Consider the following 19,890-nt stretch of genomic DNA (forward strand, 5'->3'; position numbering starts at 1 on the left):
GCGGTCAGTTGCCCTGCTCGAACTGGCCTTTGCGCTCCATGATCATTCGCTCGCCACTTTGCTGGCGTTGCTGCTGCATCGAGTCGCTGCTGCCGTTGACCGCAGGCGAGGCAGAAGAGCCGGTGCCATTGCCGGGACGCAACGCCGGATTGGTCGTGCCGACATTGCCGTTGTTCACACCACTGGCGTTGTTGACGCCATTGGCGCCCGTGGCCGTGGTGTTATTGCTGTTGCTGCCGTTAGTGTGGGTCGCGTCGGTGCCATTGACATTAATGCCATTGGTGCCGGTGGCGTTGGTATTGCTGCTGTTACTGCCATTGGTCCCGGTCGCATTGGTGTTGCTGCTGTTGGTACCGTTGGTACCGGTGGCGTTGGTGTTGCTACTGTTACTGCCGTTGGTGCCGGTCGCGTTGGTATTGCTGCTGTTGGTGCCATTAGTGCCGGTCGCGTTGGTGTTGCCGCTGTTGCTGCCATTGGTACCGGTGGCGTTGGTGTTGCCGCTGTTGGTGCCGTTCGTGCCTGTTGCGCCAGTGCGCGCGCCGGACGTGGACGAACCCGTACCGCCTGCCGCGCCTGCACCCGCACCGCCGCCACCTGTTGCGCCACCCCCTGTCGAGCCGCCTGCGCCGCCCGCGCCGATACCGGACGCCGCCAGTAGGATTGGCGCCGAGGCCGACGTCTGCGCCATGGCGCCCATCGACACTGTCGCAGCACCCACAAACAGCAGGTTGAGCCATCTTTTCCGTGAACTGATCATCGTCGTATCTCCAGAAAAACCGCGTGAGGTCTTCTTTCGAGGTCAGACGCTCGCCAGCGTTCGGCCTTTTTTGTTTGCCAGTAGCCAGCTGCTGAATATTCCGCGCGATCTGCAAGAACGTACCAGACAAGTCGCCGGCGGACGCCGATAATCCGCGCTTTGAGCAGGAGTCTTTATTCGTGCAAGTGATTCACTCAGGTCGGGGCGACGCCTATCGTCGGGGCGCGCTGGCCATTCTGCCGTTGTCGCTGGCGTGCGCGCCGTGGGGTTTGCTGGCAGGATCGCTGGCCATCGACGCCGGGCTGACGCCCGCGCAAGGCCAGGGGCTTTCGGCATTCGTATTCGCCGGCGCCGCGCAGATCGTGGCGATCGGCATGCTGAAAAGCGGCACCAGCATGCTGTCGATCCTGCTCACTACCCTGCTGCTCACCTCGCAGCATTTGCTCTACGGTCTGCACATGCGCGCGCACCTGAGTGCGCTGCCGATGCGCTGGCGGGTGGGCATGGGCTTTCTGCTCACCGACGAGTTGTTTGCCATGACCAGTCACCACGACCCGCGCAGCTTCGACCGCTGGTACGCGCTGGGGGTCGGGCTGACGTTCTACCTGCTGTGGAACCTGTTCACCTGCGCCGGAATCGTGCTGGGCAACAGCATCCCGGGGTTGTCCCGGTTGGGACTGGATTTCTCCATCGCAGCGACCTTCATCGCCCTGATCACGCCGAACGTGCGCAATCTGCCCACGGCGGTGTGCGTGGCCGTTTCGCTGATGACATCGGTGCTGTTCAGTTACCTGAAAATCGAAGCGGCGCTGATTCTTTCAGGCCTGGCGGGCATGAGTGCAGGGTTCGTCTGCAAACGTTACAAGGAGATCACGCAATGACGGCGTGGCTGGTCATTCTGTTCATGAGCGCGATCCTGTTCATGAACCGCTACCTTTTTCTGGAGCCGCGGCTGCCGTTGAAGTTGAGCCGCAACGTCCGGGATTTCCTCGGCTTTGCCGTACCGGGGCTGCTGACGGCGATCTGCGCGCCGATCATCTTTCTGCCAGACGGCGAACTGACGCTGGCGCCGACCAACCCTTATCTGCTGGCCGGGCTGTTCGCAGTGGCAGTGATGATCTGGAAGAAAAACGTGCTGCTGACGCTGTTCCTCAGCATGGCGGTCTTCTACCTGCTGCGCGCGCTGCTTTGACCAACGAGTGGGTGCGGCAGTCGCCTGCCGCGCCCAGTCGCGCTCACATGCGTTGTGCCACTGTGCTGGTGTCGACGCTCGGCGTCTGATCCGGCGTGACGGACAAGGGCTCGATCTTGCCGACGATGAACAGGTAACTGAACGCGCCCAGCAAGGCGAAGGCACCTGCAGTCATGAGTGGCGCGGTGAACGAGCCATTGCCCATCACCAGCATGAACCCGGTAAACGTGGTGATGAAGATGCCCGCGGTATTGGAGGCGAAGTTCTGTATCCCGCCAATCGAGGCCACATGGGCCGGGGTTGGTGCCACGTCGGCAGGCAGGCACCAGATGCTGGCACCGGCAAACGCGAGACTGGCATACGCCAGGCTGAAAAACGCCAGCATCGCGTAGGTGTTATCGGTGAACACCGACAGCGAGATGCTCGACGACATCAACATGCCGCCCACGATGCAGGTCTTGCGCGCCGCCGTCAGGCTCCAGCCGCGACGGTAGAGCGCGTCCGAGGTCAGGCCGCCGATCCAGCCGCCGACGATCGAAGCGATAGCCGGAATGGTCCCGAGCGTGCCGAGGGACTTCAGCGAAAAACCGCGCTCGGTCACCAGATAGGTCGGGAACCAGGTGATGAAGAAGTAGATCACGAAGTTCAGGCAGAAGAAGCCAAGCATCATCCCCCACAGTGTGCGGTGCCTGAACAACGACGCCCATCTGACCTTGGGCCGCGCGGCCAGCGTCGCCGCTTTTCCCGCTTCATGCTGTTCGATGGCAGCGACGGCCTGCGGCTCCTTGTAGATGAGGAACCAGCCCACCACCCAGACCAGGCCGACAGCGCCGGTGATGATGAACGAGGCGCGCCAGCCCCACAGTTCGATGATCAACGCCACCAGTGGAATCGACAGTGCCGAGCCGACCCGCGAGCCGCTGTCGAAGATGCTGGTGGCAAAACCGCGTTCTTTCACATCAAACCACTGGCTGACGATCTTGGCGCAGGACGGATAGGCGCCCGCCTCGCCGACGCCGAGCATCAGGCGGCAACCGAACATGCTGGCAAGGCTGCTGGCCGCCGCCGTGGCTGCGGTGAACAGCGACCACCACGCCACTGCCAGGGGCAGCGCGATCTTTGCACCGACCTTGTCGACGAACCAGCCGAACGGCATCTGCATCAGCGCGTAGGTCCAGAAGAAGCCGCTGAGCAGCAGGCCCATCTGCCCTGAGCCCAAACCGAGTTCTTTCTGGATATAAGGGGCGGCAACCGCAAGGTTGGCCCTGTCGATGTAGTTGATGGCCACCGCGAGGAAGCACAGAAAAATTACCAACCAGCGCCCTTTCTGCATGGCGAGTCCTCCTAATTATTTTTATGAGTAAGACTTCGTTGGAGCTTCAGACAGCGCTCTGGACCTGTTCCACGGGTGGTTCATCGTTGCCTGTAAAAGCACAGCGCGAACCTGTGAATTGGCCTGACCAAATATCCGAATGCAGCCGATACTAGACCCGAAAAGCCGGTTATGGAAACTCGCTGAAGCAATTTTTGAGCGTTTTTATGCTGGACGGTCGACATTTGCATTATTTGGCCTGACCAATCTATGCTCGTCCACGCCCTCCTCTCCTGACGCATCGGCAGCGTCGGCGCGGAGCGCGATCGCATCGAAACTCATAACAACAAGGACTCAGCGATGAAGATGACCTTCCGTTGGTACGGGGACAGCGACCCCGTCACCTTGCAGTACATCCGCCAGATCCCCGGCATGACCGGCGTGGTGTCCGCCATCTACGACATTCCCGTGGGCGACGTCTGGCCGCTGGAAAAAATCCAGGCGCTCAAGGCCCGCGTGAACGCCCACGGCCTGGCGCTCGAAGTCATCGAAAGCGTGCCGGTGCACGAAGACATCAAGCGTGGCCTGCCCACCCGCGATCACCTGATCGATCACTACGCGCAGACGTTGCGCAACCTCGCCGCCTGCGGGGTCAAGGTGGTCTGTTACAACTTCATGCCGGTCTTCGACTGGACTCGCTCGACGCTGGCCATGGAGTTGCCGGACGGCTCGACCACGCTGGCATTCGACGTCGCGGTGATCGAACAGGCCAATCTTGACGACGGCATCAGCCTGCCGGGCTGGGACGTCAGTTACGAGCCGCACATCTTGCGTGCGCTGATCGAGGAGTACGCGCAGGTGAGTGAAGACACCCTGCGCGAGAGGCTGGCGTATTTTCTCGAGCGGATCATTCCGGTGGCGCGCGAAGCGGGCATCAAGATGGCCCTGCACCCCGACGATCCGCCCCGCTCGATGTTCGGCATGCCGCGGGTGGTGAAGAACCGCCAGGATCTGGCCCGGATCATGGCGATGGTCGATGACCCGGCCAATGGGCTGACCCTCTGCTCAGGCTCGCTGGGCGCCGATCTGGGCAATGACATTCCGTCGCTGGTGCGCGAATTCGGCGCTCAGGGCCGCATCCACTTCGCGCATTTGCGTAACGTCAAAGTCAATGAGGCCGGCGATTTCTACGAGACGGCTCATCGCTCCGAAGACGGCTCACTGGACATGGGCGAGATCGTCAAGGCGTATGTGGAAACGGGGGTCGAAGGCTATTACCGGTCCGACCACGGTCGCATGATCTGGGGGGAAACCGGCAAACCGGGTTACGGGTTGTACGACCGGGCGTTGGGCGCGGTGTACCTGAACGGGCTCTTCGAAGGGATTCGCAAGGCCATGCCGGCCCATTGACCCATGTCGCGGCAGCATCATGGACTGACGAGCGTCTGCATGAACGCGGCGTGTCCGGTAGCGTCGGCTCAGGTCTGCTCCGAATCCATGCCGTCCAGCCAGCGCGCTTCTGATCGGCGCAGGTGTTCGCGCATGGCCGTCTGCGCGCCAATCAGATCACGCGCCTGGACGGCTTGCAAAATCGCTTCATGCTCGGCCACGGCGATGGCCCAGGTTTCACGCGTTTCGGAATGCTCGCTGACGTGCGCTGTCAGCGGGCTGTAGCGCTCTTCGAACAGCGAAGTGATGATCCGCACCAGCGTTGAATTGCCGCTCATTTTTGCCAGCCGCTGATGGAATTTTCGGTCGTCATCCAGGGCCGGAACGCCTTTCAGCGCGCCCTCGCGCATCTTGTCGATGCAGGTTTGCAGATAACGATAGTCGGCCTTGGTGCCATGCAGGCAAGCCAGCATGACGCACTCACCTTCAATGAGCGCGCGGGCCTGCATGAGTTCTGACGGGCTTTCACCCAGCGTGCGGGTCTTGCCCTTGACGCCCAGCAGATGCTCGCAGACGTAAATGCCTGACCCCATGCGGATCTCGACGCTGCCCTCGATCTCCAGTGCGATCAGCGCCTCGCGCAATGAAGGCCGCGACACGCCGAGCAACTGCGCCAGGTCGCGTTCCGGCGGCAGGCGCGAACCGGGTTTGATGCCGTGCTTGCGAATGTGCTCGCGCAGACGATCAGCAGTTATCTGGTAAAGGCGTCGTTCGGTGGGGAGGCTTGGCGCAGTCATGAATCACGTTCCATCGGTCTGCGCCGGAGCATACCACAGGCCCGACAACGCCCCGATAGGCAAACCAGGGTGAGCGAGATCGGCTACGAATGCAGAACTTCGAAGCCATCTGACCACAGAACCCGTACAAAAGCATTTGCCGGGAACTGCTCTGTCCATCCGCCACAGCTCTACCGGCAAGACCCAAGCTTTCGTGAGCAAGCTCACTCCCACAGGGATCTCAGGCATACCCAAACCTTCCGGCCAGACACAAATCTCGTAGGAGCGAGCTTGCTCGCGAAGACTGACTCCCAGCCGCTGCATCTCCACCAGACAGACCGGCCAATTCGCGGGCAAGCGCGCTCCTACAAAGTTACGCAGGGCTGACGGGTAACAAAACCTGTGGGGCAAGCTTGCTCATGAACGCTGACTTCCAGACGCTACATTTCCACAGCATCCACTGGCCTCTTCCCGGCTGAAGCCGGTCAACAGGCGCTGCAAATGTATGTAGGACCGGCTTTAGCCGGGAAAGCGTCGGGCGTCACGCCATTGATCGAGGGGCTGTTAAAGACAGTTGGCTCACTCCCACAGGGATCTCCAGGCATACCCAAACTCTCCGGCCAGAGCCAACTCTCGTGGGAGCGAGCTTGCTCGCGAAGGCTGACCTCCAGCCGCTGCATCTCCACCGGACACACCGGCCAATTCGCGGGCAAGCGCGCTCCTACAAGGGTACGCGGCGCTGACGGGTAACAAAACCTGTGGGGCAAGTTTGCTCATGAACGCTAACGTCCAGACGCTACATTTCCACAGCATCCACTGGCCTCTTGCCGGCTGAAGCCGGTCCTACAGGCGCTGCAAATGTTTGTAGAACCGGCTTTAGCCGGGAAAGCGTCGGGCGTCACGCCATTGATCGAGGGGCTGTTAAAGACAGTTGGCTCACTCCCACAGGGATCTCCAGGCATGCTCAAACTCTCCGGCCAGACCCACATCCCGTGGGAGCGAGCTTGCTCGCGAAGAGGCTCGCATCCGCTAGATAGCCACCAGACACCAGACACACCCCGCTCGCGCTCTATTGCTGCAGCGCCTTGCGCAGGCCGGGCTGCGCAAGGCCCGGTGGAGCCATCTGGACCATGGGCAGAAACCGACGGCGTTTCTTCTCTTCATGGTTCTGCGCGATGTCGGCGATCCGATGCTGCAGAAACGGATTAAGGAAGCGGTCGCGCACGCTTGCCAGATAATCCCGCGCCTGCGCCAACTGGTTGCTGGCCGCGAAAACCGGCAGCACCTCGTGCTCCCAGACCGCCTCAAGACACTGCCGCATCGAGGCGTCGCTCATCGCCTGATAGACCGTCTCGTCATGCGCCCGGCCCTCGCTCAGCCAGCGCTCCGCGAGCCAGCTGTGCCCCAGATTGAGCATGAACAGCTTGAAGTGCTCGTAGTGCTGCAGTTCGCGGGTGAGCACGATGCACGGGTGCACGCAGGGCAACTGCAAGCCGTCTTGTTCCTCGATGGCCCAGAGCGCGTACGGCTCGGCGACCGCGCCGATGGGCTCGATCGGTTGCGAAACGATGCGATCGACCAGCGAGTTCGCCCAGCGACAGGTGTGCCGCAGGTAGTCGGCAAACGCTGTGGGCAGCTGCCAGTCAGCGGCCAGGCCGATGATCAGATCACGCAGGACATCGCCATTGCGTGACACCAGTTCGCACGGGAACAACGACAGCGGCGCGTCGGGACTGACCTGCCAGCGATCATGCAGCAACACCAGCAATTTGGCCGGAAAGCTCATCGGCGCCGGCGCATCGCGGCCCAACAGTGCCGGCGTATCAGCGGCATCCAGCGCATAGCCCTTGTCACCGGTATTGGAAATCACCACCTGCACGTCGCGCTGCATGGCATGACGAATCAGCGGCCAGTCGTGCGCCGCGTTCAGCGCACCGGCAATCGAGGTGGACCAGCATTGCTCATCGATCGTGCGGCCCTGCTCGGTGCCCTGTATCCGCACCGGATAACCCGCCCCGGTGGCAAGGGCCTGGACACGCCGGGCGCTGTCGGAACTGGCGGTGGTCTGCACCACGGTCACCTTGCCCAATGCCTGGCCCCGGCTGAGCGCCTGGGAGATGAACAGATCGGCATGGGCCTGAAGAAAACGACTGGTGCCGAATTGCAAAATGGGCGTGGACAGCGGATTGCTCATGGCCGTCTCCTAGCATTCGACGATGGCTTTGACCACGCCTTGGGCAGGGTCGAGCAACGTCGTGAATCGCTCGGTGACTTCGGCCAGTTTCATCCGGTGGGTATTGAGCGCGGCATCGGGAATCAGACCATCGCGCAGGCATTGTTCGACATAACGGAAATCCTCGACCGTCGCGTTACGGCTGCCCATCAGCGTTGCTTCGCGCTTGTGGAATTCGGGATCGGAGAAACTGATGGTGTCGCGCACGATGGACACCAACACGTACTTGCCGCCGTGGGCGATGAACTCGAAACCGCGCTCCATGGCCTTGGCGTTGCCGGTGGCGTCATACACCACGTCGAAAAATTCCCCTTGGGTCAGCGCCTCGAGCTGCTGTTTGTCGTGTTCACCGATCAGCACCGCGGCGTCTGTCTGCAAGTGCTGCCTGCAAAACGCCAGACGGTCCTCGCGGGTATCCAGCACGGTGACCTGGGCGCCGCGCAGCCGTGAGAAAATGGCCACCGCCATGCCGATCGGGCCAGTGCCAACCACCAGCGCGCGCTGCCCCTTTTGAATGTCCGAGCGACGCACAGCGTGGGCGCCGATGGAGAGGAACTCGATCATCGCCGCCTGATCCAGCGTCACCCCTTGGGCCTTGAGCACGAAGGCGTGCGGCAGGCTGAGGTATTCGGTGAAGGCGCCGTCGCGATGCACGCCCAGCACCTGAATCCGCACGCAGCAATTGGTCTTGCCCTGACGGCAGGCGATGCAGTCGCCGCACGACAGGTAAGGCATCACGTACACCACGTCACCGGGCTCAAGCCCGCTGCCCGCCTCGCTTTGCTCGACGATGCCGGAGAATTCGTGGCCCATCACGCGGGGGTATTCCAGAAACGGCTGGTTACCATTGAAGATGTGCAGATCGGTGCCACAGACGCCGACGCGTTTGATTCTGACCAGCGTCTCGCCGGGCCCGCGGACAGGTTTCTGGCGATCCAGCGCCATCAGGGAGCCGGGTTTTTCGCAAACGACTGTGAGCATGTCTCTTCTCCAGACCAGGCAGCCGGCACGGGCCGAGGGAAAGGTCGCGCCTCGCCGGGGTGATCTTTTGTTGTTGTGGTCCTGGGCGCCCATCCGGTGCTGCGAGAACAGGCCCTGCGTGCTGGAAAAAAGCTACACACGCATTTCGATATTGGCAAGACCAATTAAATCTAAATGATATTGGCCTTACCACATCGACTGACGACGAAGGCTTGCCGAGGGCCGACAGGCGGCTGTCAACCGAACGCGCGCATGGTTATGATCGGTGCCCATGATCCCCTCACTGCCGATCCGCTCCCCTTGCCCGCCCGGCGCCTGTGTCTGCGACCGCGAGCGCCTGCTGGAAACTTCCGGCACAGACCTGCGCATCCTCTGCCTGACCCGCCAGGAAGAAAAGCGCCTGCTGGAGCGACTGGAAAACATTGTCAGCCTGAGCGACCTGGAGCATATGCAGCGGCGCATGTTCGAGCAGCTCGGTATCCGCCTTCATGTCGCGCCTGGCGTGAACGAAGTGCGCAGCATGCGCGGGATCATCATCGACATCGCTGAGTTGCCCGGCATGTGCCGCAAGACCCGCGCCGCCATCCCTGCCGCCATTCGTCGCGGTCTGGAAAAGCACCCCGAAATCGCCTGGAGCCTGCTCAACGCCCACGACCTGTTGCGCGACGCTTAAAGGCCGGATGGCCTGCCATACCCGATGTGCCGGACGCACAGGCCATTGCTCAATGGTTTACTTTTCCCACGCAGCCTTGGCGATCGCCAGTCCGTGCAGGCCATTGTACTCAGCGCGAGCCGGCGGCTCCCAACCCTGCAGCAACGAGGCGTCGAGGTCGTAGATTTCCACGCCCAACGGCCGACAGACCGTCAGCGGATCCTGTGCTTCCGGGCCCCACATCGGCAGCGACAAGTCTCCGCCCGGGCAGGTGGACAGTGCGCACAGCAGGTCTATCTCGGCGAAAAACTCCAGGTAATCGCCCTTCTGCGCCGGGCAGGCCTTCATGAAATACATATCGTCGTGATTGAGGCCCGTGCACTGGAAGATATTCAGCACGTCATGCACATCGAATTCGGTCAGCCCGTGCGGCAGCACTGCGCGCGTCAGATTGGAATGGCAGTGATGATGAAAATCCTCCCCCGTGAGCATTTTGTTCACGTACGGATCGCAACGCGTTCCGAGCAAATCGTGCAACCGACCGCCGTGCTCGTCGATGCCGTAACTCGCCAGGCTGTCATCGGTGATCGTGACCATCGGCCGCAGAAACGGCAGGTTCGACCACAGACGATCGTGGGTGCTGACATGGGCGCCTTGCAGCTGGCGGGTGCGCGCGGCCCACATGCGCTCCCGCGGGTCGTTGGCGTTCCAGACGTTGAAGTCGCCCACCTGCGGGCCGACCGGGGTGGTCACACGAAACACCTGCCCGGCCTTGACCTTCCAGGCGCTTCCGGTGCGAATCGGCACCTCGAATTGCTCGACCAGCGTGCGGCCGTCCCGACGCTCGCGGATGCGCTCATAAAAGGCGGTATCGACCTGCAGCGCCGCGCCTTTGCTGACCTGATAGGCGGCTGGGTAGTCTTTGTACATGGCAATCTCCTGTTCACGGTCTGGCAGCGCTGGCAAGCAGATCCAGCGCCTGGGTTTCGGAATCGTCGAGGTAACTGCCCATGGCCTGGTCGGCGTCACGCCGGCGACCATCGATCAGCAGTTGGTGGATATGCCGGTCGCGTTCGAGCCAGGGTCCCTGGTAGCGGGCTTCGTCGGGGGCGGCGGAAAACACCAGGCGCATCTGCGCGACGATGTTGGTGAAAAACTCATCGAACGAAGGGCTGTGCAGCAGACCGACCACCTGTTGATGGAAGCGCAGGCTGTGGGTGCCGAAAGCGCGCCAGTCCTCGCGTTCGCACGCCAGTTCCGCGGCTTCGATCGCATTGCCCATCCGCGCTGAGCGGTTGTCGACCAGCGGCATGCCCACCAGAATCGCCTGTGATTCCAGCGTGCGACGGACCCTGAACAGATCGCGGACATCGTCCTCGCTCAGGCGCCGGACCATCACGCCTTTGTGCCGCACGTACGTGGTCAGGCCTTCGCGGCCCAGCAAGTGCAGCGCTTCGCGCACAGTGTTGCGCGAGGCGCTGTAGCGGCGCACCAGCTCGCTTTCCACCAACGCCATGCCCGACAGCAATCGGCCATTGATGATGTCTTCGCGCAGCTCGTGAGCGACCTGATCGGCCAGCGACAGGCCGTTTGCTTTGGCAATGGACACGTACGACACTTCCTGAACGAGCGGGATTGTTCAACAACCCGGTTGCGTTCAGGACAGCACAGCGCGTGCCAGTTTCAAGCCGCTGGTATTTACAGCGAGACAAATTCTCAGATCGCTACGCCAGACGCTTGCGCCGCATCGTTTCGACCGCCTCAGCAAAACGCGTCATTTCCCACCGTTCCCTCAACGCCTGCTCAAGCAACTGTTGTCCGGTCTGGGGCGCCATGCCGTGCAGTGGCGGATCGGTGTCCAGATTGGTCGGGAACGAATAACCGTCAGCGCTCATGGCGATCACCGCCTGCAGGCTGTCTTCATCCAACTCGCTTTGCGCCACTCGCTTGAGCAGCGACGGATACAGCGCCAGCATCATCTCTTCGCGATTGACCGTCTCCATGGGTTTGCCGAACGCCGCGGAAATCTGCAGCAGGTTGGCCATCCGGTATTGGTCCGGGGTGCGGTTGGTGCCCGCCGCGTGGAACAGCGCCGGGTTGAAGAACAGCAGGTCACCCTTGTTCAGCGGCAACTGGATCGCGTGGCCCTGGAAGTAATCGATGAAGCGCGGATCACGCCACGCCAGATAGCCGGGTTCGTACCGCTGGGAAAACGGCAGCAGCAGCGTCGGCCCGGTTTCCAGCGGCATGTCGGTGTGCGCCACGGCGCCTTGCAGCGTCAGGCTCTGCGACAGCCGATGCAGTGGCAGAGGGAATCGCTGCGCCACCTCATTGCTCTGGAACCCCAGGTGGTAATCCCGATGGGGCTGTTGCGCCTGGCCGCCCGGTGTTACCACGTTGACCTGCGCCGTGGCCTGAAAATACGGGCCTAGCCACGCCTCGGCGATCAGCCCGAGCAACGGATTGGCGTAGTACTCGATGAACGAATCCGGCGAATGCCTGGCGGCTTTCTGCAGCGAATTCCAGATCCGCTGATTGGCCCCGGCGCGGGCGAAATGATCGGCACGCACGACGCTGGCCGCTTCTTCGGCAATGATCTGGCGAAACACTTCGCTGTGCCGATCGATCACGGCAAGGTCAGGGTAAGCATCGCGCACCACCATCACACCCGGGCCGTCGCGGAACAGGTGATGCAGCTCGCCCATCAACGCTTGGCGATCCTGGCCTTGAACGCGGCGCATGGTATCGGCCCGGTAGATCACCACTCGACTGACCACCTCCTGCGCGTTGGGGTAATCGGCGGCATTGACCGTTTGCTCGCACAACGCGGCAAAGGCGTTCACATCGATGTCGGCAGCGCTGCCGAACAGGCTGAATGGCGCCGTCACAGCTCACCACCCTTGACGCTGTCCAGCGACAACGCCGCCATCGGCCTCGGTGTGGAGCCGTCGCCGCAGCCGATGATGCCTTGCTCCATGTCGATGACCGCGCCGGTGGTCATGCCCGACTGGTCGGACAGCAGGTACGCGACGCTGTTGGCGACCTCCTGAGGCTTGAGCAGCCGACCGAATGGCGACTGCGCTTCAGCGTGTTCCAGCCAGCCGTCTTCGGCGGCGTGGTACTGGCGCTGAATCTGGTCTTCGTGCGGCGTGTCCATCCAGCCGATGTTCAGCCCGTTGACGCGAATACGATTGCGCAACGTGCTGAACGCAACGTTTTTGGTGAGGATCGCCAGTGCGCCTTTCGACGCCGCGTAGGCCGACAGAAACGACTGCCCGCCATGCCCCGACACGCTGAGAATGCTGACGATCGAGCCTTCCACCTGATCTGCAATCATCAGCTTGATGCATTCCTGCATGAGGAAGAACGGCGCCCGGACATTGACCGCGAAGATTCGGTCGAACAGCTCCGGTGAGGTGTCGATGATGGTGCCACGGTCAGACATTCCGGCGCAGTTGACCAGCCCGTGGACGGTCCCGAAATGCGTTTTGGCGGCGGCAACGACCCGTCGGCAGTCCTCGACGCTTTCCATATCGGCTTGCACGAAGAACGCCTGACAGTCGCCTTCCGCCAGCCGCCGCACTTGCTCTTCGCCCCTGTCTCGGCTACGCCCGCAGATGATCAGGCCGGCCGCGCCGCGCGCTGCAAGGGTGTGTGCCACGGCGGCGCCCAGACCCTGGGTACTGCCGGTGACAATGAAATAGCGACCGCTGAACGATCGGGAAAGATCCGGAACACAAAGATCACGTGCTGACATGCCTGGCTCCCGCTGTTGTTGTTTTGGGGTTCAGAAAAGTCCGTCGCGGCTATGGAAATAAAATTCCATCTGTACAACGAATGGAACTGAGACTAGCATTGCGTTCACCTCATTGAGGCCCGAATCGACCTCAACAAGACCTCACAAAAAGCTCATTCCAAGCCAGGGGATCGACATGCTGGACCGCGCCAGGCGTTTCTCGATCAAGCAAATCGCAGCCCAGGCGGGCGTCAGCAAAGCCACGGTCGATCGGGTGTTGCATGAGCGCGGCAGCGTGCATTACCAGACCAACCGGCGTATCCAGCAAGCCCTCGAAGAACTCGAGGCACAGGAAAAGTCAGGCCCCGCCGTCGGCCGGACCCTTCACATCGACATCATCCTGCACACCCCCAAGCGCTTCAGCGACGCGGTGCAGGAAGCCATCCACGCACAGCTGGGCAATCTGGCGCCGTTCCGTATCTTTCCGCGCTATCACCTGTATCAGGAAATCGACACCCAGCAGATGCACGACCTGATCGTGCGCTGCATCGGCAAAGGCAGTCAGGGCCTGATCCTCAAGGCTGCCGACGAGCCGCAGATCAACGAGGCGGTCAACCAGGTCACGGCCGCGGGCATCCCGGTGGTCACACTGGTGTCGGACCTGCCCCAGAGCGAACGCATCGGCTACATCGGCATGGACAACCGTACGGCCGGGCAGACGGCGGCTTATCTGATGTCGCGCTGGCTGGACACCAGCCCGCAGGATGTCGCGGTGGTGATCAGCAGCGAACTGTTTCGCGGCGAAGAAGAGCGTGAGATGGGCTTTCGCACCTGGTTGCGCAGTCGTGCGCCGCATCTGCGTGTGGTCGACGTCAGTGGGGGCTTCGGGGTCTATCAACCGACCCTCGCGCGGGTGACTCAGGCGTTGCATGACAACCCGTCGATCAAGGCGGTCTACAGCGTCGGAGGTGGCAACCGGGCGATCGTCGACGCCTTCCAGGCGCTGGAGCGTCCACTGGCGGTGTTCATCGGTCACGACCTCGATCAGGAAAACCGTCAGTTGCTGGCCGAGGAGAAAATCGCCGCCGTCATCGATCACAACCTGCAGGTCGATGCGCGACAGGCATTCCTGCACCTCCTGCAATTTCATCGTTTATGCACAGTCGATCCGATCACCTCCTCCCAGGTGCAGATCGTGACACCGTTCAATCTGGCGCACTGACAGGCGTCGCCTTTCCAGACCGATCTACCCGATAACAACAATCCCAGGAGATCCACCCATGCTACGCATTGCAGTTCTCGGCGCAGGCCGCATCGCCAACATCCACGCCGCCAACGTGGCGGCCAATCCGGACGTGCAACTGTCGGTGATCGCCGACCCCTGGCGCGAAGGCGTCGACGCGCTGGCGGCCAGGCTGGGCTGCGCGGCGGCGTATGACTGCGCCGAGGCCATCGCCCGAGACGATGTCGACGCGGTGGTGATCGGCACCCACACCGACACGCACATCGACTACATGCTGCGGGCGGTCAAGCTGGGCAAGCCGGTGCTGTGCGAAAAGCCGATCGATCTGGACTTCGGCAAGGCTGCACAGGCGGTCGAAGAGGTCGAGCGCCTCAACGGCAACGTCATGCTGGGCTTCAATCGGCGCTTCGACCCCGACACCCTGCAAATGCGCAAAGCCATTGCCGCCGGCGAGATCGGCGAGGTGCGTCAGGTGATCATCACCAGTCGCGACCCTGGACTGGCGTCGCTGGACAACCTCAAGCACTCCGGCGGTATTTTCCGCGACATGACCATTCACGACTTCGACACCGCCCGCACGCTGCTGGGGGAAGAGCCGGTCGAGGTGATCGCCATCGCCAGCCGTCTGGTGGAGCCCGATCTGGCGCAGCTGGAGGACTGGGACAGCGTGATGGTGCTGCTGCGCACTGCGTCGGGCAAGCAATGCCACATCAATTGCTGCCGCGAGGCCGTCTACGGTTACGACCAGCGCCTGGAGGTGTTCGGTTCCAAGGGCATGATCCTCAACGACAACCATCGCCCCAGCAGTGTTCGCACTTACAGCGCCGGCCAGACCGAAGTGCGCGAGCCGTTGCTGAACTTCTTCCTCGAACGTTATGCCGATTCGTATCGCATCGAACTCAACCAGTTCATCGACGCTGTGCGCGCGCACCAGTCATTGCCGACCAGCGCGCGGGATGGCCTGAAAGCCCTGCATCTGGCCAACTGCGCACTGGAATCGATCAGGACCGGGCGAGCGGTCAAGGTCGAGCTTTGATCACAATCACCCACCCACAGTGCAGCACCCGGCCCTGACGGAGGCTGCACCCGGTTATTTGAAATCCCGGCTGCGAACATCAAGACCGGTGAGCAGCGGAGTCAGGTCGAACATCCGCTGCGCAATGATGTGGCGCACACCCTTCTGGTATTCGAACTTGCCGAACACCTGCAGCAGCTGCGACCCCACCAGGACCTTGCGCTGCCGTTCAGCCAGGTCGCGCCAGACCACCACGTTGATCATCCCATGCTCGTCTTCCAGCGTGACGAACGTGACGCCGCTGGCGGTACCCGGTCGCTGACGCCCCACTACAAGTCCGGCGACGCTGAAATTGCGCCCATGCTCTTCAGTCAACAGGTCCTTCGAACTGCGAAAGCGTCTGGCTGACAACTTATTGCGCAACAGCGCCATCGGATGCGGACCCAGCGTAGTGCCAAGGGTGTCGTAATCGGCCACCAGATCCTGAGCCACGCTGGGCAGCGGTAAAACGACCTGGGCTTCTTCGCCGAAGCAGTCATCACCGAACAACGGACGCTGCACCTCGACGCCGGCTATTTCCCAACGCGCGCGGTGGCGATGACCGACCAGACCGCGCAATGCCCCGGAGTCCGCCAGCGAGGCACGTGCGCGGTTATCCAGATCGGCGCGGACGCACAGATCCGTGACGTCCTTTAATGCACGTTGCCGGCGGGCCTGCTCGATACGCCGGGCGTCTTCCTCGCGAAAGCCACGAATCATGCGCATGCCCATGCGGATCGCCAGGTTGCGGGTGTAGTCGGGATGTTCGACCGGCTCCAGGGAACAGTCCCAGTCGCTGTAACGCACATCCACCGGACGCACTTCGATGTGATGGCGCCGGGCGTCCTGAAGCAGTTGATCCGGGCTGTAGAAACCCATCGGCCAGCTGTTGATCAGGGCGCAGGTAAACGCCGCCGGTTCGTGGCATTTGAGCCAGCAACTGGCGTAGGTCAGCAAGGCGAAACTGGCGGCGTGGGACTCAGGAAAACCGTAGCTGCCGAAGCCTTTGATCTGTTCGAAAATGCGATGGATGAATTCGTCGGGATAGCCCTTTTCCTTCATCCGATCACTGAGCCGGACCCGATGCGGCTCGAGCCCGCCATGGCGTTTCCAGGCGGCCATGGAGCGGCGCAGTTGATCTGCTTCGCCGGGCGAATAATCGGCGGCAACAATCGCCAGCTGCATGACCTGTTCCTGAAACAGCGGCACGCCGAGGGTTCGCTTGAACACCTCTTCGAGCGCTTCGGAGGGATACGTCACCGCCTCCTCGCCATTTCTGCGACGCAGATACGGATGCACCATATCGCCCTGAATCGGGCCCGGCCGGACGATCGCCACTTCAATGACCAGATCGTAGAAGGTCTTGGGCTGCAGGCGCGGCAGCATCGACATCTGTGCCCGCGATTCGATCTGGAACACGCCGACGGTGTCGGCACGGCTGATCATCTCGTAGGTCGGCCGGTCTTCGGCGGGAAGCGTGGCAATGGTCCAGCGTTTATGCCGATGCAGTTCAACCAGATCAAAGGTGCGGCGCAGCGCGCTTAACATGCCCAGCGCCAGAATGTCGACCTTGAGCAGGCCCACCAGATCCAGATCGTCCTTGTCCCACTGAATGATGGTCCGGTCGGCCATGGCCGCGTTTTCCACTGGTACCAACGTTTCCAGCGGGTGCTCGGAAATCACGAACCCGCCGGGGTGTTGCGACAGGTGGCGGGGAAATCCGATCAGCTCGCCGGTCAGCGCCATGACCCTGCGCAGCACCGGGCTGTCGGGTTCGAAGCCGCATTCACGCAGGCGCTCGACAGGCGGCATGCTGTCGCTCCAGCGGCTGAAGCAGTCGGCCAACGCGTTGATCTGGTCCGGTGGCAAGCCCAGCACCCGCGCCACATCCCGGACCGCTCCGGCACCGTGGTAAGTGCTGGCCACCGCAGTCAGCGCCGCCCTGCCCCGGCCGTATCGGCGAAACACATATTGCAGGACTTCTTCACGGCGTTCGTGCTCGAAATCCACGTCGATGTCGGGTGGCTCGTTACGCTCCTCGGAAATGAAGCGCTCGAACAGCAGATTGCCTTTGGCCGGGTCGAGCTCGGTGATGCCCAGCACGAAACACACCGTCGAGTTGGCTGCAGAACCCCGACCCTGGCACAGAATGCTCTGCTCGCGGGCAAAGTTGACGATGTCGTGGACGGTGAGGAAGTAGCTTTCGTACTTCATCGTGGCGATGATCTTCAGCTCTTTCTCGATATTCTGCCGCGCCACCTCCGGAACGCCGTCGGGCCAACGCCAGCGGGCGCCGGCTTCGGTCAGTTTTCGCAACCAGCTCGTGGGCGTGAACCCGGCAGGCACCAGTTCATGGGGATACTCATAGCGCAACTGGCCAAGATCGAAGGTGCAACGTCGGGCAATGACCAGCGTTTCAGCCAGCAACTGCGCGGGGTACAGTTCGGCCAGCGTCGCGCGCGGGCGCAAGTGCCGCTCGCCATTGGCGAACAGCCGGTGTCCGGCTTCCGCGACAAGGGTGTGATGTCGGATGGCAGTCATGGTGTCCTGCAGCGCGCGTCGGCCACGAGCATGCATATGCACATCGCCACTGGCCACCGGCGGTATGCCCAGTGAACGTGCCAATGCCAATAACGTGTTCAGTCGCAGGTGATCATCCGGCCCACGGTGCAGCTGGACGCTCAGCCACAGATCGTGTTGAAAAATACCGCGCAGCCATTCGCCGTGTTCCCGGCGCACCTCGGCAGGCTGATCCAGGTCCGCCACCCACAACGCGAGCAAGCCTTGTACGGGCTGCAAAAAGTCTTCGCGCAATAGGCGGTATTCGCCTTTCTTGCTGCGTCGCCGCCCTTGAGTGATCAGGCGACACAACGCCTGATAACCCTGCAGGTTCTCCACCAGCAACACCACTTTAGGCCCGTTCTCGAGGGTGATCTCGCTGCCGATGATCAGCGGCAGCTCGGCGTCACGGGCAGCCTGCCAGGCACGCACGATGCCAGCCAGCGTGCATTCATCAGTGATCGCCAGCGCCTGATAACCGTGCTGTTTTGCCCGCTCGAACAGTTCCTTGGCGCTGGATGCGCCGCGCTGGAAGCTGAAATTCGACAGGCAATGCAGCTCGGCGTATTCGCAGCTCATGCAAACCAGCCATGCAGCACCAGGCCGCTGTCATCGCCCACCTTGCGGTAGGCCCAGCCGCGCTGTCCGTTGCGGGTTTCGACGAGAAAATAATCACGGCGCACATCGCCGCCGTCCCACCAGCCGGATTCAATCCGTTCGGGCCCTGCCAGCACACGCACGCCAGATTCGACCAGCGTTTCCGGCTCACGCAGCAGCCACCCCGGACGCGGCACATTGTGGGTGACTTTCGCCGGTTTGACTGGGCTGACCGGCGACCAGGCACACTCCGGGCGATGGTCGGCCTGAAACCCGAGACCGCCTACGGCATCGTCTCCCAACCGGGCGCGCAGTCGCTCGCGTAATTGCTCCCAGGGCATGCTTTGCTGTGGGCGGTCGTCGAACAGCTCGCGGTGAGACGGCACAAATGCCGGCAAGTCCCTGGCCTGCAATCTCAAGGCTCGAACCGGCGAAGGGACTTCCACCTGTTCCAGACGCCCACGGGCCAGCTCGAAGAGCATGTTGGCTTCACGTTCGGCGCTGAGCAATCCAACGGGTATCAAGGTGTCCGGCGCCACGCTGCCCACACTGGGCACGTGCTCCAGATGGATGACGAAGCGCTGCACGCCGCTGTCCCGCCCGGCCAGGAACAGCGCCAGATCGGCGATTATCCGCTTGAGCGGAAACAGCAGCGCCTGATGGGATTCAACGTCGAAATTGAGCTCGATGCGGGTGTCGAAATGGTCGGGCGGCACGTAGCACTCAAGGGCCATGGGCCTGCGCCCGAACAAGGTGTCCAGGTGTTGCAGCACAGTCGCCGGAAAGCGCCGGGCCAGGGTGTCGCGGGGCAAGGCCAGCACCTGTCTGACCCTGTGCAGGCCCATGCGCGCCAGTGCCGACGCCACCTCCTGCGACAGGCCGATCCGGTTGACCGGCATCTGATCGAGCACCTGCTGCAGACTGTCGTTGTCATTCACCGCCAGACCGTCGTGGGCGTTGGCGAGCATGCGCGCCGCCAGCGGGTTGGGCGCCGCGACAATGCGATGACTGAACCCCAGCCCGGTCAGCTCCTGTCGCAGGCGCGCCTCGAACACAGGCCATGGGCCAAACAGGCCGAAGCTGGATTCAACCTCCATCAGCAGCACTCGCGGGTACTTCAGGCTGACATGGGAACTGAAGCGATAGGCCCAGGCCGCCAACAGCCGCTGCCAGCGCTCGGTTTCATCCGGATCGTAATCGACGGTGTCGAACTCGCGGGTCATGGCATGGGCTGCCGTCAGCGACTGACCGGGACGCAGCCCCAGTTCACGGGCGGCAGGATTCACGGTCTGCAGAACACGGCGCTGGGCGCTGCCGCTGATCAATGCCAGAGGACGTTCAGGGTCGGCGCGACGACGCATGACGCCGTCCAGCGCCAGTTGCGGCAGCAGGACACAAGCCCAGAGCAT

Annotated in this window: 17 protein-coding genes; 6 read left to right on the forward strand and 11 right to left on the reverse strand. The window is 62.3% G+C overall.

Translation table 11 applies throughout. From position 1 onward, the window contains the following. Window positions 1–4: 4 nt before the first annotated feature. The gene (locus AAGQ88_RS15255; protein ID WP_342652820.1) at window positions 5–757 is read right to left on the reverse strand and encodes a hypothetical protein; all 753 of its coding nucleotides are present in this window, start codon (window positions 755–757) and stop codon (window positions 5–7) included. 185 nt (window positions 758–942) lie between these two features. Between AAGQ88_RS15255 and AAGQ88_RS15260 the strand changes: the two genes are divergently transcribed. Both AAGQ88_RS15260 and AAGQ88_RS15265 read left to right on the forward strand, forming a co-directional pair. Next, window positions 943–1,638: an AzlC family ABC transporter permease gene (locus AAGQ88_RS15260; protein WP_285426195.1), complete on the forward strand. Its 696-nt coding sequence runs from the start codon at window positions 943–945 to the stop codon at window positions 1,636–1,638. Further along, a complete protein-coding gene (locus AAGQ88_RS15265; RefSeq protein WP_285426116.1) occupies window positions 1,635–1,949 on the forward strand; it encodes an AzlD domain-containing protein in 315 nt (104 codons plus the stop codon). The genes AAGQ88_RS15260 and AAGQ88_RS15265 overlap by 4 nt, the downstream gene beginning before the upstream one ends. A 43-nt stretch (window positions 1,950–1,992) precedes the next feature. On the opposite strand, the gene AAGQ88_RS15270 is transcribed toward AAGQ88_RS15265, so the two are convergent. Beyond that, entirely contained in the window at window positions 1,993–3,282 is a 1,290-nt protein-coding gene (locus AAGQ88_RS15270; protein WP_342652821.1) for an MFS transporter, read from the reverse strand. A 339-nt stretch (window positions 3,283–3,621) separates the two neighbouring features. On the opposite strand from AAGQ88_RS15270, the gene AAGQ88_RS15275 reads away from it, so the two are divergent. Continuing rightward, window positions 3,622–4,671, forward strand: coding sequence for a mannonate dehydratase (locus AAGQ88_RS15275; protein ID WP_342652822.1), 1,050 nt, complete (start codon window positions 3,622–3,624; stop codon window positions 4,669–4,671). 68 nt (window positions 4,672–4,739) lie between these two features. Here the strand turns inward: AAGQ88_RS15275 and AAGQ88_RS15280 are convergent, their stop codons facing one another. The 3 genes from AAGQ88_RS15280 to AAGQ88_RS15290 form a co-directional block, all read right to left on the reverse strand. Beyond that, window positions 4,740–5,447: a FadR/GntR family transcriptional regulator gene (locus tag AAGQ88_RS15280; protein ID WP_342652823.1), complete on the reverse strand. Its 708-nt coding sequence runs from the start codon at window positions 5,445–5,447 to the stop codon at window positions 4,740–4,742. Between the two features lie 1,048 nt (window positions 5,448–6,495). Next, on the reverse strand, window positions 6,496–7,620 hold the full coding sequence (locus AAGQ88_RS15285) for a mannitol dehydrogenase family protein (protein ID WP_342652824.1): 1,125 nt from the start codon (window positions 7,618–7,620) through the stop codon (window positions 6,496–6,498). Between the two features lie 9 nt (window positions 7,621–7,629). Then, complete coding sequence (locus tag AAGQ88_RS15290) at window positions 7,630–8,640, reverse strand: zinc-binding alcohol dehydrogenase family protein (RefSeq protein WP_342652825.1); 1,011 nt, start codon at window positions 8,638–8,640, stop codon at window positions 7,630–7,632. Between the two features lie 271 nt (window positions 8,641–8,911). On the opposite strand from AAGQ88_RS15290, the gene AAGQ88_RS15295 reads away from it, so the two are divergent. After that, window positions 8,912–9,313, forward strand: coding sequence for a hypothetical protein (locus AAGQ88_RS15295; RefSeq protein WP_177182041.1), 402 nt, complete (start codon window positions 8,912–8,914; stop codon window positions 9,311–9,313). A 57-nt stretch (window positions 9,314–9,370) separates the two neighbouring features. Here AAGQ88_RS15295 and AAGQ88_RS15300 read toward each other — a convergent pair whose 3' ends face one another. From AAGQ88_RS15300 to AAGQ88_RS15315, 4 genes are all read right to left on the reverse strand, one after another. Beyond that, window positions 9,371–10,222, reverse strand: coding sequence for a DUF1989 domain-containing protein (locus AAGQ88_RS15300; protein ID WP_342652826.1), 852 nt, complete (start codon window positions 10,220–10,222; stop codon window positions 9,371–9,373). A 13-nt stretch (window positions 10,223–10,235) separates the two neighbouring features. After that, window positions 10,236–10,901, reverse strand: coding sequence for a GntR family transcriptional regulator (locus tag AAGQ88_RS15305; RefSeq protein ID WP_342652827.1), 666 nt, complete (start codon window positions 10,899–10,901; stop codon window positions 10,236–10,238). Window positions 10,902–11,016: 115 nt separating this feature from the next. Further along, window positions 11,017–12,180, reverse strand: a complete 1,164-nt coding sequence (locus tag AAGQ88_RS15310; RefSeq protein WP_342652828.1) for a phytanoyl-CoA dioxygenase family protein — start codon at window positions 12,178–12,180, stop codon at window positions 11,017–11,019. Next, window positions 12,177–13,049: an SDR family oxidoreductase gene (locus tag AAGQ88_RS15315; protein ID WP_342652829.1), complete on the reverse strand. Its 873-nt coding sequence runs from the start codon at window positions 13,047–13,049 to the stop codon at window positions 12,177–12,179. The genes AAGQ88_RS15310 and AAGQ88_RS15315 overlap by 4 nt, the downstream gene beginning before the upstream one ends. A gap of 175 nt (window positions 13,050–13,224) precedes the next feature. Between AAGQ88_RS15315 and AAGQ88_RS15320 the strand changes: the two genes are divergently transcribed. Further along, on the forward strand, window positions 13,225–14,250 hold the full coding sequence (locus tag AAGQ88_RS15320; protein ID WP_285425326.1) for a LacI family DNA-binding transcriptional regulator: 1,026 nt from the start codon (window positions 13,225–13,227) through the stop codon (window positions 14,248–14,250). Window positions 14,251–14,308: 58 nt separating this feature from the next. Continuing rightward, a complete protein-coding gene (gene iolG, locus AAGQ88_RS15325; RefSeq protein WP_342652830.1) occupies window positions 14,309–15,307 on the forward strand; it encodes an inositol 2-dehydrogenase in 999 nt (332 codons plus the stop codon). 54 nt (window positions 15,308–15,361) lie between these two features. Here iolG and AAGQ88_RS15330 read toward each other — a convergent pair whose 3' ends face one another. Both AAGQ88_RS15330 and AAGQ88_RS15335 read right to left on the reverse strand, forming a co-directional pair. Further along, entirely contained in the window at window positions 15,362–18,463 is a 3,102-nt protein-coding gene (locus AAGQ88_RS15330) for an error-prone DNA polymerase (protein ID WP_342652831.1), read from the reverse strand. Further along, window positions 18,460–19,890, reverse strand: coding sequence for a DNA polymerase Y family protein (locus AAGQ88_RS15335; RefSeq protein WP_342652832.1), 1,431 nt, complete (start codon window positions 19,888–19,890; stop codon window positions 18,460–18,462). The genes AAGQ88_RS15330 and AAGQ88_RS15335 overlap by 4 nt, the downstream gene beginning before the upstream one ends.

This window comes from Pseudomonas sp. F3-2 (assembly GCF_038804275.1).
GTDB lineage: Bacteria > Pseudomonadota > Gammaproteobacteria > Pseudomonadales > Pseudomonadaceae > Aquipseudomonas.